Below are 14,132 nucleotides of genomic sequence, written 5' to 3' on the forward strand. Positions count from 1 at the left end.
CCGTGCCAGAAGCCGTCGTCGTCGCGTCCGCCCGAACCCCCATCGGGAGGGCCCACAAGGGATCCCTCACCGACGTCCGGGCCGACGACCTCGCCGCGTTCGCCGCGTCGTCCGCCCTCGAGCAGGTCCCGGGTCTCGACCCGTCGCTCATCGAGGACCTCTACCTCGGCGCGTCGAACCACACGGGTGAGCAGTCGCAGAACCTGGCCCGGCGCGTCGCCGTCCTGCTCGGTCGCGACGACCTCCCGGGAGTGGCCGTCAACCGCGCCTGCGCATCGTCCATCCAGACCACACGCATGGCGTTCCACGCGATCCGCGCCGGCGAGGGCGAGGCCTTCCTCTCCGTCGGTGCCGAGAGCGTGTCACGCTTCCGGACGCCGCCCGAGGGCGTGGAGCACCCCGGATTCGACGAGGCGCGGGCACGGACGGCGCGCCGTGCGGAGGGCGACGACGGCCCGTGGAGTGATCCCCGCGAGCACGGAGCGCTGCCGGACTACTACATCCCGATGGGCCACACGGCCGAGAACGTCGCGGAGCACAGCGGCGTCAGCCGCGAGGACCAGGACGCGTTCGCGCTGCGCTCGCAGCAGCAGTACGCCGCCGCGGAGGAGTCGGGCTTCAACGCCCGGGTCATCACACCGCTCACGCTGCCCGACGGCACCGTCGTGGACCGCGACGACTCCCCTCGGCCGCAGACCACCCTGGAGAAGCTCGGCCAGCTCCAACCCGTGTTCCGCCCCGGTGGCACCGTGACGGCGGGCAACAGCTGCCCGCTCAACGACGGCGCTGCCGCGCTCGTGGTGGTGAGCGACCGCGTCGCCGCGACGCTGGACGCTCCGCTCAAGGCACGCGTCCTCGGCACGGCCGCGACCGGGATCTCTCCGGAGATCATGGGGCTCGGCCCGGTCGAGGCGACCGCGAAGGTGCTCCAGCGGTGCGGCCTGCAGGCTGCCGACCTCGACGTCATCGAGATCAACGAGGCGTTCGCCGCCCAGGTCATCGCCTCCCAGCGTGCGCTCAAGCTCGATGAGGACAAGGTCAACGTCAACGGCGGCGCGATCGCCCTGGGCCACCCCTTCGGCATGACCGGCGCACGCCTGATCGGGCAGGCCATGCACCTGCTGCAGGAGCGCGACGAGGAACTGGCCCTGGTGACCCTCTGCGTCGGGATGGGCCAAGGCATGGCCCTCGTCCTGCAGCGTGTCGCCTGATTCGCGAAAGGACTGAGCCCATGCGTCTGAGCCTGTACGACCAGGAGCACGAGGACTTCCGGTCGATGATCCGCACCTATCTGCGCGACGAGGTCGTTCCGGCCTACCCCCAGTGGGAGGCCGACGGCCTGGTGCCGCGGTCGTTCTTCGAGCGACTCGGGGAGCTCGGCGTGATGGGCCTGACGATCCCCGAGCAGTTCGGCGGCTCGGGTGAGCCCAGCTACCGCTTCGGCGCGATCATCAGCGAGGAGGTGTCGGCCGCCGTCGTGGCGACCGGGCCGCTGCGCTGCCATCTCGACGTGGTGCTCCCGTACTTCCTGGCGTACGCCGACGAGCAGCAGCAGGAGCGCTGGTTCCCGGGCTTCGCCTCGGGGCACCTGCTCACCGCCGTGGCCATGACCGAGCCGGGAACCGGCTCGGACCTGTCGGGCATCCGGACCCGCGCCCGGCGCGAGGGCGACACGTACGTGCTCAACGGCGCGAAGACCTTCATCACCGGCGGGATGCTGGCCGACCTCACCATCGTGGTCGCGCGCACCTCCGACGAGGAGAACCCGCGCCAGGGACTGTCGCTGCTGGTCGTGGAGTCCGGTTCGCCCGGCTTCACCCGCACGGGCCCCATGCAGAAGCTGGGCATGCACGTGCAGGACACCGCCGAGCTCTCGTTCGACGACGTGCGCGTGCCGGTGGCCAACCTCCTCGGCGAGGAGGGTCGCGCCTTCGAGTACCTGGGCAACAACCTGCCCAAGGAGCGCCTGGGCATCGCCGTGACGGCGGTGGCGAACTCGCGCGCCGCGATCGAGCTGACGAAGTCCTACGTCCGCGAGCGCCAGGTGTTCGGCAAGCCGGTCGCCTCGTTCCAGAACACCCGGTTCGAGCTCGCCTCGGTCACGACCGAGATCGACGCCGCGCAGCTCATGGTCGACCACGGCATCGTCGAGCTGGACGCGGGCCGCCTGTCCGCCGTCGACGCCGCCAAGATCAAGCTCTTCGCCACCGAGGCGCAGGGCCGGTGCCTCGATCGGTGCCTGCAGCTGTTCGGCGGCTACGGCTACATCGCCGAGTATCCGATCTCGCGGCTCTACGCCGATGCGCGCGTGACGCGCATCTACGGTGGCACCAGCGAGGTCATGCGCACCATCATCGCCAAGTCGCTCGGCATCTGAGCACCCTCAAGACCCTGAAGACCCACCCACCCTCCGGAGGACCCACCGTGGACCACGACACGATCGCCGACATCACCCAGATCCAGCAGCTGCTGGCCCGGTACGCCGTGTACATGAGCCAGCACGACGTCGAGGGGATGGTGTCCCGGGTGTTCGCACCGGGCGGGACGTACAGCGCATTCGGGGACGTCTACAGCACCACCGACTTCCCCCGCCTGATGGAGGCCGCACCCCGCGGGCTCTACACGACGGGCCTCCCCCTCATCGAGCTCGACGGCGACACCGCGTCGGGCGTCCAGACCCTGCAGTTCGTCGCCCAGGCGACCCACGAGCTGCGCATCGGCTACTACACCGACACCTACACCCGTACCGAGGACGGGTGGCGGCTCCAGACCCGCCGGATGACCTTCATGCGGCGCAACGGTGCGCACGACTCCGGCCGGCCGCACGACCCCGGCCGGCCGACGCCCAGCGCGACGAACGTCTGAGCCCGGCGATGGACCTCCGGACGTATCGGCAGGAGCTGGACGAGTGGATCGTCCACCACCACGAGGACCTCACCCCGACCCCTGAGGCCTTCACGGGCCTCGAGGGGCAGTTCGCCCACCTGTCCAAGGTGAAGCGGCTGGCCTACGAGGCCGGATTCGGGCGTTGGGGCTGGCCCGAGCGGGTCGGCGGGCTGGGCGGTGCGCCGCTCCTGCGAGCCCTCCTCGGCGAGCGACTGACGGCGGGCGGCTACGTCCAGCCGGGTGGCTGGTCGATGACCGAGGTCCTCGCCCCGACGATGATCGACTTCGCTTCCCCGGAGCTGGCGGCCGAGGTCGTGCCGCTGCTGCTGCGCGGCGACGAGCACTGGTGCCAAGGATTCTCCGAGCCCGGCAGCGGGAGCAACCTCGCGGCACTCTCGTGCCGCGCGGTGCGGGCGGACGACGGATGGGTGGTGACCGGCCAGAAGGTCTGGACGAGCTTCGCGCACCTGTCCGACCGCTGCGTCCTGCTGACGCGCACCGGGCCGAAGGAGTCGTTGCACCGGGGCATCACCGCGCTGTTCGTCGACATGGACACACCCGGGATCACGGTCCGGCCCCTGCGCACGATGCACGGGGTGGACGAGTTCTGCGAGGTCTTCTTCGACGACGTCCACGTGCCCGCCGACCGGCTGCTCGGCGTCGAGGACGGCGGGTGGTCGATCGCGATGGACCTGCTGCCCTACGAGCGCAGCACGGCCCTGTGGCACCGCGGCGCCTACGTGCGCCGCCGCTTCGAGGACCTGCTCCACGACGCCCACCCCGACCACCTCGACCCGCACGCCGTCGGCGAGGTCGCGTTGCAGCTGTTCGCCCTGCGCTCGGTGTCGCGGCGCACGCAGCACCGCATCTCCGACGGCGAACGTCTCGGCGCGGAGACCTCGGTCGACAAGCTCCTGCTCAGCTCGACCGAGCAGGCGGTCTACGACCTGGCGTCCGAGGCACTGGCGGAAGCGGTGACCACCGGATCCGATCCGGCGAGCGAGCGCTGGCGCTCGGAGTTCCTGTACTCCCGCGCCGCCACCATCTACGGCGGCACGACCGAGATCCAGCGCAACGTGCTGGCCCGGCGCGTGCTCGGACTGGCTGAGGAGCACTGATGGACCGAACCGAGCTCGACCTCTTCGCCGGGAGCGTCGCGGGGGCACTGGCCCGCACGGGCGGTGCCGACGTCGACGCCGCCCTCGCGCAGGTGGGCTGGCACGACGCGTTGCAGGAATGGGGTGGGCCTGCCATCGGTGTCGTGCTCGAGGCCCAGGGCCGGGCGACCGCCACCTCCGGCGCTCTCGACGACGTCCTGGCGACCGCCTGCGGGCTGGCGACCCCCCACGCGGTCCTGCTGCCCCGTCTCGGCGGTCATGCGCTGCCGGCCCACGTGGACGGCAACCGCATCACGGTCCACGCGCACGCGGGCTCGCGCCTCGCGCACGCGGACCGCGTGGCGATCCTGGTCGGTGACGACGACGAGGTCGCGGTGATCGAGGTGCCCGCCGAGGCGCTCACCCGCACGGCCGTCCAGGGGATCGACCCGGACCTCGGCCTGCTCTCGGTGACGGCGGACCTGTCGCGCGACGAGGTCGGGGACGGCACCGAGGTCGACTGGGACCGCGTCCTGGCGTTCGGCCGGATCGCTGTGGCGAGTGAGCTCGTCGGAGTCGCTCGCGCCACGCTCGAGCTCGGCATCGACCATGCGAACTCCCGCATCCAGTTCGGTGCCCCGATCGCCGCGTTCCAGGCCGTCCGACACCGGCTGGCCGACACGTTCGTGACGGTGGAGGGCGCAGCGGCCGCGGTGGCGGCCTGCTGCGACCAGGCCGGTCCCGGCGGTCCCGAGCCCCTGACGCCGGCGCACGCCCTGATGGCCAAGGCGCTGGCGGGCAACGCCGCGCGGCTGGCCACGAAGCACGTCCAGCAGGTGCTCGCGGGCATCGGCTTCACCGCGGAGCATCCGTTCCACCACCACCTGCGGCGGGCGATGCTGCTCGAGCGGATGCTCGGCTCCACCGACGACCTGACCGCCGAGACGGGCCGGCTCGCGATCGCGCAGGGACGTGTGCCCATGGAGCTCGCGCTCTGACGCTCGCACCACGACGACGAGTGGCTCGGCACGCGATGTGCCGAGCCACTCGTGCGTCGCGCGGGGAGGAGGAGCCCCCGCGCGCCGCTGGCGGACCTACGAGGTGGGTAGTCCCAGGATCCGCGTCGCCACGAGGTTCCGCTGGATCTGGGCCGTTCCGCCCATGACGCTCTGGGCCCGGCTGTAGAGGTACATCTTCAGCCACGTGTCCTCGTCGCGATCGGGGTGCAGGGTGCTGGCACGCAGGGCCGCATGGCCCACCTGCTGCTCCACCTCGATCATCAGCAGCTTGTCCACGGAGCCCTCGGGACCGTGCGTGACACCGTCGAGGCGGTCGGACAGTCGCCGCCGGACGTGGTGGTGCAGCATCTCGCTGCCGATCAGCGACCAGCCGAGCGTGTGGAGCGCCTCGACGTCGTAGCCGCCGGGCGCGCTCCGGGCGTGCTCGGTGAGCTCGCGCACGGCCTTGCGGTAGCGGGAGACGAAGCCCAGCTCACCGGGCTCGCGCTCGTGGCTGACGACGGTCATCGCCAGCGCCCAGCCCTCCCCCGGCTCGCCGATCATGTCCTCGGCCCGGGCCCGGGCGCCGTCGAAGGTGACCTCTCCGAACTCGCGCGTGATGCCGTTGATCATCCGCAGCGGACGCTGCTGGATGCCGGGCTGGTCCATCCGCACCGCGAACGCGGAGATCCCGCGATGCTTGGGTGCCTCCGGGTCGGTCCGCGCCAGCACGAGGCACCAGTCGGCCTGGTCGGAGTAGCTGGTCCAGACCTTGTGGCCGGTGATGACGTACTCGTCACCGTCGCGCACGGCGCGGGTGCGCAGCGCGGCCAGGTCGGAGCCGGCGCCCGGCTCGCTGAAGCCCTGGCACCAGCGGTCGCGGCCGCTGACGATGCCCGGGATGAAGCGGGCTCGTGCCTCGTCGCCGGCGTGGCGCATGATGCCCTGGACGAGATAGCCGACACTGGGTCGCGGCGGGGCGCCCGCCGCGGCGAGCTCCTCGTCGAGGATCACGTCGTAGACCGAGGGCAGACCCTGACCGCCGGCCTCCGGCGGCCAGGACATGCCGAAGAAGCCGGCCCCGTGGAGCGCCCGGTGCCACGGCGCCTGGCCGGCCCAGTACGCGTCGGACGTCGAGGACGCGGGCAGGCCCGGGTTGTTCTCGGCCAGCCAGCCGCGCAGGCGCTGCCGGAAGCGTGCTTCCTCGGGAGAGTCACCGAAGTCCATGGGCACCAACCTCGAGTCCGTGCTGGGCGAGCACGTACGCCAGGCTGGCGTCGGCTCCTCCCAGGATGTCGCTGGAGTGCAGGGCCCGGCGCAGGTACACGTGCGCCATGCACTCCCAGGTGTTGCCGATGCCGCCGTGTACCTGGATCGCGGTCTCGCAGACCGATCGCGCCGCGCGGCTGGCGTACGCCTTCGCCTCGCGGGCGGCGAGGAGCGCCGCGCTCGGCTCGAGCGCGTCCGCCGCCCAGGCAGCGTGCAGCGTCAGGCTGTAGGCCCCTTCGGTCGCCACGTGGGCGTCGGCGATCAGGTGCTGCACACTCTGGAAGGCGCCGATGGGCGAGCCGTACTGCTCGCGCACCGTGGCGTAGTCCCGCGCCAGCTCCACGGCTCCTCGCATGACGCCGACGAGATCTGCCGACAGCGCGGCCAGCGCCAGGGCGGACCAGGCGGCGAGGTCGTCCGGACTCAGCGCCTGCGTGCCCTCGAGCACGGACGCACGCGAGAGGTCGACGCCCGCGACGGCGCGTGTGAGGTCGGTTCGCGCCACCGGGGGTCGCAGGGGGCACTGCTCGAGTCCGATGCCTCCGGCGCCGTCCCGCAGGACCAGCGCGGCCGTGCTGGACGTCGCGTCCACGGCGACCAGGTCGCCTTCGGCGTCGGTGCCGGTCGCGTGGCCGAGCCGGCGCAGGTCGGGGCTCAGGGCGATCGTGGTGCCGGCGAGCTCGGGCCGGCCGGCACGACGGGCCAGGTCCGCCGCCAGCACGGGGCCGATGAAGGCCACGTCGGCCGCACCGCGACCGAGCTCCTCGGCGACGATCGCGACCTCGACACCTGAGGCCAAGGGGAGGTTCCCCTCACCGACGTCCCTGAGTTCGCGCCAACCGGCGGCCGCGACGGCCGCGTCCAGCCGAGCGGCACGGTCGCCGTCGTCCAGATCGGCGACACTGTGCGGCCCATGGCCGGCGACGAGCTTGCGAGCGGTCTGCCGCAGCGCGACCTGCTCGGGAGCGAGCCGAACGTCCACCTTCACCTCCGTCGAATCTCGGTCCGTGGAGCTCATGACGCCCAGGGCTTCCGAAGAGCCCCCATGTAAGTCTATATTGACGTCGAAGTCAAGAATCGAGTGAGGAGCTCAGCGTGGTCGAGAACCAGGACAGCTGGCCGAGCATCGCCGCGATGGTGCACGACCGCGCGACCGCCAACGCGGACGAGGTGGCGATCGTCGAGGACGAGCGAGCGCTGACGTATGCCGAGCTGCTCGAGAGCGCTCGCCGGTTCGCGGGCGCCCTGGTGGCCGACGGTGTCGGTCCTCGTGATCGCGTCGCCGTCTGGGCCCCCAACGGCACCGAGTGGATCGTCTCGGTCCTCGGGATCCATCTCGCCGGCGCCACCTTGATCCCCGTCAACACGCGCTTCAAGGGCTTCGAGGCGTCCGACCTCCTCCAGCGCGGCCGGGTCAGCGTCCTCGTGACGGTGACCGACTTCCTCGGCACCGACTACGTCGACCTGCTCCAGTCCTCCGAGAGCGTGGAGCTCCCCGACCTTCGCACGATCGTCGTGGCGCGAGGACCCGCCACGGCGCCGGGCGTCGGCTGGACCGACTTCCTCGCCCGCGCGACCACCGCGGACCTCGACGAGGTGGATCGGCGACGCGACGCCGTCCAGCCGGACGACCCTGCCGACATCCTGTTCACGTCCGGGACGACCGGCGTCCCGAAGGGCGTCGTCTCCGGACAGCGCCAGTCCCTGGCCGTCGCCAGCGACTGGGCCCGGATGACTGGACTGCGGCGCGGTGACCGGTACCTCATGGTGAACCCGTACTTCCACATGTTCGGGCTGAAGGCCGGCATCCTCGTGAGCGTCATGACCGGTGCGCGCATGCTGCCCATGCCCGTGTTCGACGCCGGACGCGCGCTCGCCCTCGTCGAGCAGCACGCCGTCACGGTGTTCCCCGGGCCCCCGACCCTCTACCAGTCGGTGCTCGACCACCCGGACCGCGATCACGTCGACCTCTCCTCCTTGAGGGTCGCCGTCACGGGCGCTGCCGACATCCCGGTCGAGCTGATCCGCCGCATCTACGCCGAGCTGCCCTTCGACGTGGTCGTCTCGGGCTACGGGCTGACCGAGGCCGGCACGGCCGCCAGCACGGCCCACGACGACTCGCCCGAGACGATCGCGACCACGGTGGGCCGCGCGCGACCGGGCTTCGAGATCCGCCTCGTCGACTCCTTCGACGTCCCGGTCCCGGCCGGCGCGGTCGGCCAGATCCTCGTCCGCGGCCCGTCGGTGATGAGCGGCTACCTCGACGAGCCGGCCACGACCGAGTCGGTGCTCACCGACGACGGCTGGCTGAGGACGGGCGACCTGGGCACGCACCTTCCCGACGGCACCCTGCGCATCGTCGGACGCACCAAGGAGATGTTCCTCGTCGGCGGCTTCAACGCCTACCCCGCTGAGATCGAGCAGATCCTCATGCGGCATCCCGCCATCAGCGCCGCCGCCGTCGTGGCCGTCCCGGACGAGCGCCTCGGCGAGGTCGGCACGGCCTTCGTCGTGGCCAGGGAGCCGCTCGACGCGGCCTCGGTCATCGCCTGGGCCCGCGAGCACATGGCCAACTACAAGGTCCCGAGATTCGTCACGGTGCTCGACGACCTCCCCCTCACCGCGACCGGCAAGGTCCACAAGTCGGCGCTGCACCAGCGCGCCATCACCGAAAGGACGTCATGAACACCTTCCAGGACCGCGTGGCACTCGTCACCGGCGCAGCACAGGGGCTCGGCGCCCAGGTCGCCAAGGAGCTCGCGGAGCAGGGCGCCAAGGTCGCCGTGCTCGACCTCGACGAGTCACGGACGGCGGCGGTGGTCGAGGAGATCCGCCGCAACGGCGGCGAGGCCATCGGGGTCGGCGCGGACGTCGGCGTGAGCGAGCAGGCCGAGGCGGCCGTGGCCCGCGCCGTCGAGGCGTTCGGGGGCCTGCACGTCCTGGTGAACAACGCCGGGATCACGCGCGACAACCTGCTGTTCAAGATGACCGACGACGACTGGGACAGCGTGATGCACGTGCACCTGCGCGGCACCTTCGCGATGACCCGCGCCGCCCAGCGCAGCATGGTGGAGCAGAGGTACGGGCGCATCGTGAACCTCTCCTCGACGGCCGCGCTCGGGAACCGGGGGCAGGCGAACTACTCCGCCGCGAAGATGGGCCTGCAGGGCTTCACCCGCACGGTCGCGCTCGAGCTGGGCCCGATGGGGATCACCGCCAACTGCGTGGCTCCCGGCTACATCGACACGGAGATGACCCGGGCCGTCGCCGAGCGCATGGGGGTGTCGCTGGAGGAGCGCGTCGCCGAGTACGCCGCGCGCATGCCGCTGCGCCGCGTCGGCCAGCCGGGCGACATCGCCAACGCCGTGCTCTTCTTCGCCTCGGAGCGGTCGAGCTTCGTCACCGGACAGGTGCTCTACGTCGACGGCGGGCGGTGGCTGGTGTGAGCACCATCGCCACGGACGACCTGCCCACCGAGGACGAGATCCGCACCGCCGTCCGCGACCTCGCCGGTCGCTTCGACGACGCCTACTGGGCCGAGCGCGACGAGCGGACCGAGTTCCCCTGGGAGTTCTACAACGCCTTCGCCGAGGCCGGCTGGCTCGGGATCGCCATCCCGACGAAGTACGGCGGTGCCGGGATGGGCATCGCCGCGGCGTCTGCTCTGCTGTACGAGATCGCCGCCTCCGGCGCCGGCATGAACGGCTGCAGTCCGTTCCACCTGACGATCTTCGGGCTGAACCTGGTGGCCAAGCACGGCGGCGACGCCCTGTGCGAGGAGCTGCTCCCCCGAGCCGCCGACGGCACCCTCCACGTCTGCTTCGCCATCACGGAGCCCGACGCGGGGTCCGACACGAGCCGCATCCGGACCCAGGCGCGACGCGACGGGTCGGACTGGGTCATCAACGGCCGCAAGGTGTGGATCACCAAGGCGGCCCAGTCGGAGAAGGCCGTCATGCTGGTCCGGACGAGTCCGGCTCCCGAGGGCGGCCGGCCCACCGACGGGCTCTCGATGTTCGTGGTGGACCTGCAGAACGACAGCGTCGAGATGCGGGCCATTCCCAAGATGGGGCGCAACGCGGTCTCCTCCTACGAGCTCTTCATCGACGACCTCCGCGTCCCCGCCAGCGCTCTCGTGGGCGAGGAGGGCAAGGGGTTCCGCTACCTGCTCGACGGCATCAATCCCGAGCGCATCCTGCTGGCCAACGAGGCCCTCGGGATCGGTCGCGCCGCCCTGCGGCGTGCCGTGGCCTACGCCAAGGATCGGGTCGTCTTCGACCGGCCGATCGGCCAGAACCAGGGCGTCGCCTTCCCGCTCGCGGAGGCCGCCATGCGCCTCGACGCGGCCGAGGCGATGGCGCGCATCGCCGCGCAGAAGTACGACCGCGGGGAGCCGTGCGGCCGCGAGGCGAACACGGCGAAGTTCCTCTGTGCCGACGCCGGCTTCCAGGCCGCCGACGCGGCCGTGCAGACGCACGGCGGCTTCGGCTTCGCGCGGGAGTACCACGTCGAGCGGTACTTCCGGGAGTCCCGCCTCATGCGGATCGCCCCGGTGAGCCAGGAGATGGTGCTCAACTACGTGAGCGAGCACGTCCTCGGCCTGCCGAAGTCGTACTGAGGAACCGTGGACGACCTCAGCCCCGAGGGGGCAACCTGGATGCGGGCCTGGGACCCGGTGGTCTCGCGCGTGGGCGAGCTGATCGACGAGGACCGGGTGACGTTCGGCCCGGACCGGGTGGAGCCCGGAGCGATCCGCCGGTACCTCGAGCCGATCGAGCTGGACTCGGCGATCCACACCGACGTCGAGGCCGCTCGGCGACACGGCTGGCCCGGCATCGTGGCGCCGTACACGTCCGTGTGGTCGGCGCTGCTGCCCGCGGTCTGGAGCCCCGAGCGCGGGCCGCTGTATCCCGAGGGCGCCGGCCGCGATGCCCAGCCCGCGTGGAGCCCGATCGGCGACGACGTCGTCCCCGGCGCCCCCGCGACGAGTGCGGTGTTCGGCGCCGACCTGTCACTGGAGTTCGACCGGCCCCTTCTCGTCGGCGAGCGGGCCGGCGCCGGACCGCGCCGGCTGGTGGCGTGCACACCGAAGGAGACCCGCGTCGGGCGCGGCGCCTTCGTGCGCTTCGAGCGCGACGTGGTGGTGGAGTCGGGCGAGCGCGTGTGCCGCATGAGCGCCGAGATCTATCTCTACGACCCGCATCCGGCGAAAGGGGCCGACGGTGACTGACCTGACCACGAGGACGTTCGCGAGCGTGTCGGTCGGCGAGGCGCTGCCCGTCGTGACGTACCCGCTGACCGTCCACCGGCTGGTGGTGGCGGCCGGCTCGACGCGCGACCACACGGCGATCCACCACAACGACGACCACGCCCGGGCGACGGGAGCACCCGGGATGTACGCCAGCGCCATCCTGCTCCAGGGCATGTGGGAGCGCTCCGTACGGGACTGGGCGGGACCCGGTGCGCGGATCGCGGCACTCCGGGGCTTCCGCATGCGCCGGTTCACCGTGGTCGGCTCCCTCGTCGAGGTGCACGGCGAGGTCGTGTCGCTGCAGCCCTCCCGCTCGGGCGGACTGGTCGAGCTGGCCATGAGCACCGTGGTCGACGGGACGATCACCGTCGGCCCGGGATCCGTCCTCGTCGCGCTGGACTGAGGGACACGAACGAGGGGGTGTGGCACCGATCCGGTGCCACACCCCCTCCCTCTCGGTCGCGTCAGGTCACTGCTTCAACGCGTTGACCACCGGCGGCTCGAGCTCCTTCGCGGTGAACTCGTCGAGGATCTCGACCCCCCACTCGCCGTCCTTCTCCACGAGGCGCACGGTGAACTGCGGCACCGTCACCTGGTTGTCCTCGGCGCGGATGATGACCTCGCCGGCCGGGCCCTCGAAGGAGTGGCCCTGCAGCGCCTCGGCCATCGCCTCGGTGTCGGTGCCACCCTCCTGGATCGCCCGGACCACCATCGCCCCGGCGTGCCAGCCCACGGCGTCGTCGTACTCGATCGCGTGGTCGTTGGCCTTCGAGTACGCCTGCAGCGCCTCGTCGGCCTCGTTGCCGGTGGCCCCGGCGAAGTACGACAGGTAAAACGTCGAGTTGTCGACGCTGTCCCCGAGGGCCTCGCCGACCGGCGCCCAGTCGCTCTTGAGCAGCAGCGGCTTGAAGAAGGTCGCGTCGTCGAGCAGGCCCTGGCTGTCGAGCGAGCCGAGCAGCTGGTTGTAGCCCTTGCCGGCCCACGTGGTGGTGATGAAGTCCGGTGCATCCTTCTCCACCTTCAGCATCGTGGGCGTGAAGTCCGACGTGCTGACCGGCAGCAGGTAGGAGACGACCTTCACCCCGAGCGGCTCGAGCTGGGCCTTGTAGGCCTTCGCCATGGTCTGGCCGAACGCGTAGTCCTGGTCGACCGTGACGAGCGTCTTGCCCTTGAGGTCGTCGCCGAGGATCTTGGGCACGATCATCTGGCCCGCCGGGGAGGATCCGGCCGTGCCGAAGACCTTCTTGTCCATCCCGACGAACGCGGTGGTGCCGGCGGTTCCGCCGATGAACATCGCGTTGTTCTGGACGGCCTGCTCCGCGACCGCCACGGCGACGGCGGAGTCGGTCGTGCCGGCCAGGATGGTCGCTCCCTGGCCCAGGAACTCCTTCGCCTTGGCGGTGCCGACGGCCGCGTCCCCGGTGTCGTCGCCGACCATGACCTCGATCTTGTGGCCGTCCACCTCACCGGTGCCGTCGGTCAGGTGCTCGATGGCGGCGTTGAAGCCGTTCTGGAAGTCCTTGGCCTGCGTCGAGAAGACGCCGGTCTCGGACACGATGATCCCCACCTTCACGGGATCCTTGCTCGAGGAGTCGTCGTCAGACGATCCAGAGCTGCAGGCGGACAGGGTCAGGCATGCGGCGGCACCTGCGACCAGCAGGTACCTCGCGCTCCGGTGCGTCTTCAATCTCTCGTGCCTCTCTCGTGGGGGGTCGTTCGGTCGTCGCGTGGTGCGACGGAGGAAGCTGTGGTGCGCCCGACGACGCGGTTCCAGCTGGACGCCTTCTCCGAGGACTCGGGGGGGCGCACGAGCGCCTGGCCCCCGGTCTCGACGGCCCAGCGTGCGTGGTTGAGCTGGTGCAGGGTGAACGCCGACTGCAGCGAGTTGTAGAACCCCTGGTGGTCCTGGGTCTGGTTGACCGAGTCCTTGATCATCAGGGCCGCGGCCGTGTCGACCTGGGCGATGCGCCGCGCGAGCGCCATCGTGCTGTCGACGAGGCTGCCCTCGGGGAAGACCTTGCTGACCATGCCGAGGCGGTGCGCCTCCTCGACCGACAGGGAGTCGCCGGTCAGGAGGAGCTCCTTGGCCTTCCGCGGACCGAACTCCCACGGGTGGCCGAAGTACTCGACCCCGCACATGCCCAGCCGCGTGCCGACCACGTCGGCGAAGACCGCCGTCTCGTCGGCGACGATCAGGTCGCACGCCCACATCAGCATGAGGCCCGCGGAGTACACCGGGCCCTGCACCGAGGCGATCGTGATCTTGCGCAGGTCCCGCCAGCGGCGCGTGTTGTGGAAGAAGTAGTGCCACTCCTGCAGGTAGGTCGACTCGACCGTCCCCTTGGTGCCGCCGTTGATCCCGTAGGTCGGATGCTGACCCGGCCCCGGCGACATCTCCTCGATGAGGTCCGCGCTGCCCATGTCGTGACCGGCCGAGAACGCCGTCCCGGCGCCGCGGAGGATCACGACGCGGACGGTGTCGTCCTGCTCGGCACGCTCGAAGGCGTCCCCGAGCTCGACCAGGAGGCCTCGGTGCTGGGCGTTGCGCTGTCGCGGTCGGTCGAGGGTGATCGTGGCGATCGTCCCCTCGTCCTCTGTCGCGTACTGGATGAATCGGTACGTCATGGGACC

At 71.2% G+C, this 14,132-nt stretch carries 14 protein-coding genes; 10 read left to right on the forward strand and 4 right to left on the reverse strand.

Annotation, left to right across the window (positions count from 1 at the left end):
* Positions 1–2 precede the first annotated feature (2 nt).
* The 5 genes from B5D60_RS05990 to B5D60_RS06010 are packed head-to-tail and all read left to right on the forward strand — an operon-like array spanning position 3 to position 4,981.
* Entirely contained in the window at positions 3–1,211 is a 1,209-nt protein-coding gene (locus B5D60_RS05990) for an acetyl-CoA C-acyltransferase (protein ID WP_078699307.1), read from the forward strand.
* A gap of 20 nt (positions 1,212–1,231) precedes the next feature.
* Complete coding sequence (locus B5D60_RS05995; RefSeq protein WP_078699308.1) at positions 1,232–2,377, forward strand: acyl-CoA dehydrogenase family protein; 1,146 nt, start codon at positions 1,232–1,234, stop codon at positions 2,375–2,377.
* Positions 2,378–2,424: 47 nt separating this feature from the next.
* Positions 2,425–2,865, forward strand: a complete 441-nt coding sequence (locus B5D60_RS06000; RefSeq protein ID WP_153302883.1) for a nuclear transport factor 2 family protein — start codon at positions 2,425–2,427, stop codon at positions 2,863–2,865.
* An 8-nt stretch (positions 2,866–2,873) separates the two neighbouring features.
* Positions 2,874–4,004, forward strand: coding sequence for an acyl-CoA dehydrogenase family protein (locus B5D60_RS06005; protein WP_078699309.1), 1,131 nt, complete (start codon positions 2,874–2,876; stop codon positions 4,002–4,004).
* Complete coding sequence (locus B5D60_RS06010) at positions 4,004–4,981, forward strand: acyl-CoA dehydrogenase family protein (protein WP_078699310.1); 978 nt, start codon at positions 4,004–4,006, stop codon at positions 4,979–4,981. Before B5D60_RS06005 ends, B5D60_RS06010 begins: the two co-directional genes overlap by 1 nt.
* A 96-nt stretch (positions 4,982–5,077) precedes the next feature.
* Here the strand turns inward: B5D60_RS06010 and B5D60_RS06015 are convergent, their stop codons facing one another.
* Positions 5,078–6,208 carry an acyl-CoA dehydrogenase family protein gene (locus tag B5D60_RS06015; RefSeq protein ID WP_078699311.1) on the reverse strand — a complete coding sequence of 377 codons (1,131 nt, stop codon included), beginning with the start codon at positions 6,206–6,208 and terminating at the stop codon, positions 5,078–5,080.
* Positions 6,195–7,232: an acyl-CoA dehydrogenase family protein gene (locus B5D60_RS06020; RefSeq protein WP_078701303.1), complete on the reverse strand. Its 1,038-nt coding sequence runs from the start codon at positions 7,230–7,232 to the stop codon at positions 6,195–6,197. Before B5D60_RS06020 ends, B5D60_RS06015 begins: the two co-directional genes overlap by 14 nt.
* A 113-nt stretch (positions 7,233–7,345) precedes the next feature.
* On the opposite strand from B5D60_RS06020, the gene B5D60_RS06025 reads away from it, so the two are divergent.
* The 5 genes from B5D60_RS06025 to B5D60_RS06045 are packed head-to-tail and all read left to right on the forward strand — an operon-like array spanning position 7,346 to position 11,904.
* Positions 7,346–8,935 (forward strand): AMP-binding protein, encoded by a 1,590-nt coding sequence (locus B5D60_RS06025; RefSeq protein WP_197684411.1) that lies wholly within the window; start codon positions 7,346–7,348, stop codon positions 8,933–8,935.
* Positions 8,932–9,696 (forward strand): 3-oxoacyl-ACP reductase FabG, encoded by a 765-nt coding sequence (gene fabG / locus B5D60_RS06030; RefSeq protein WP_078699312.1) that lies wholly within the window; start codon positions 8,932–8,934, stop codon positions 9,694–9,696. Before B5D60_RS06025 ends, fabG begins: the two co-directional genes overlap by 4 nt.
* Positions 9,693–10,868 (forward strand): acyl-CoA dehydrogenase family protein, encoded by a 1,176-nt coding sequence (locus B5D60_RS06035; protein ID WP_197684412.1) that lies wholly within the window; start codon positions 9,693–9,695, stop codon positions 10,866–10,868. The genes fabG and B5D60_RS06035 overlap by 4 nt, the downstream gene beginning before the upstream one ends.
* A 6-nt stretch (positions 10,869–10,874) precedes the next feature.
* Positions 10,875–11,480: an FAS1-like dehydratase domain-containing protein gene (locus tag B5D60_RS06040; RefSeq protein WP_078699313.1), complete on the forward strand. Its 606-nt coding sequence runs from the start codon at positions 10,875–10,877 to the stop codon at positions 11,478–11,480.
* Entirely contained in the window at positions 11,473–11,904 is a 432-nt protein-coding gene (locus B5D60_RS06045) for a hotdog family protein (RefSeq protein WP_078699314.1), read from the forward strand. Before B5D60_RS06040 ends, B5D60_RS06045 begins: the two co-directional genes overlap by 8 nt.
* Before the next feature lie 66 nt (positions 11,905–11,970).
* Here the strand turns inward: B5D60_RS06045 and B5D60_RS06050 are convergent, their stop codons facing one another.
* Positions 11,971–13,074 (reverse strand): substrate-binding domain-containing protein, encoded by a 1,104-nt coding sequence (locus B5D60_RS06050; protein ID WP_172806272.1) that lies wholly within the window; start codon positions 13,072–13,074, stop codon positions 11,971–11,973.
* 110 nt (positions 13,075–13,184) lie between these two features.
* Complete coding sequence (locus B5D60_RS06055) at positions 13,185–14,126, reverse strand: enoyl-CoA hydratase (RefSeq protein ID WP_078701306.1); 942 nt, start codon at positions 14,124–14,126, stop codon at positions 13,185–13,187.
* Positions 14,127–14,132 lie beyond the last annotated feature (6 nt).

The sequence above is a fragment of the Aeromicrobium choanae genome (assembly GCF_900167475.1).
Lineage (GTDB): Bacteria > Actinomycetota > Actinomycetes > Propionibacteriales > Nocardioidaceae > Aeromicrobium > Aeromicrobium choanae.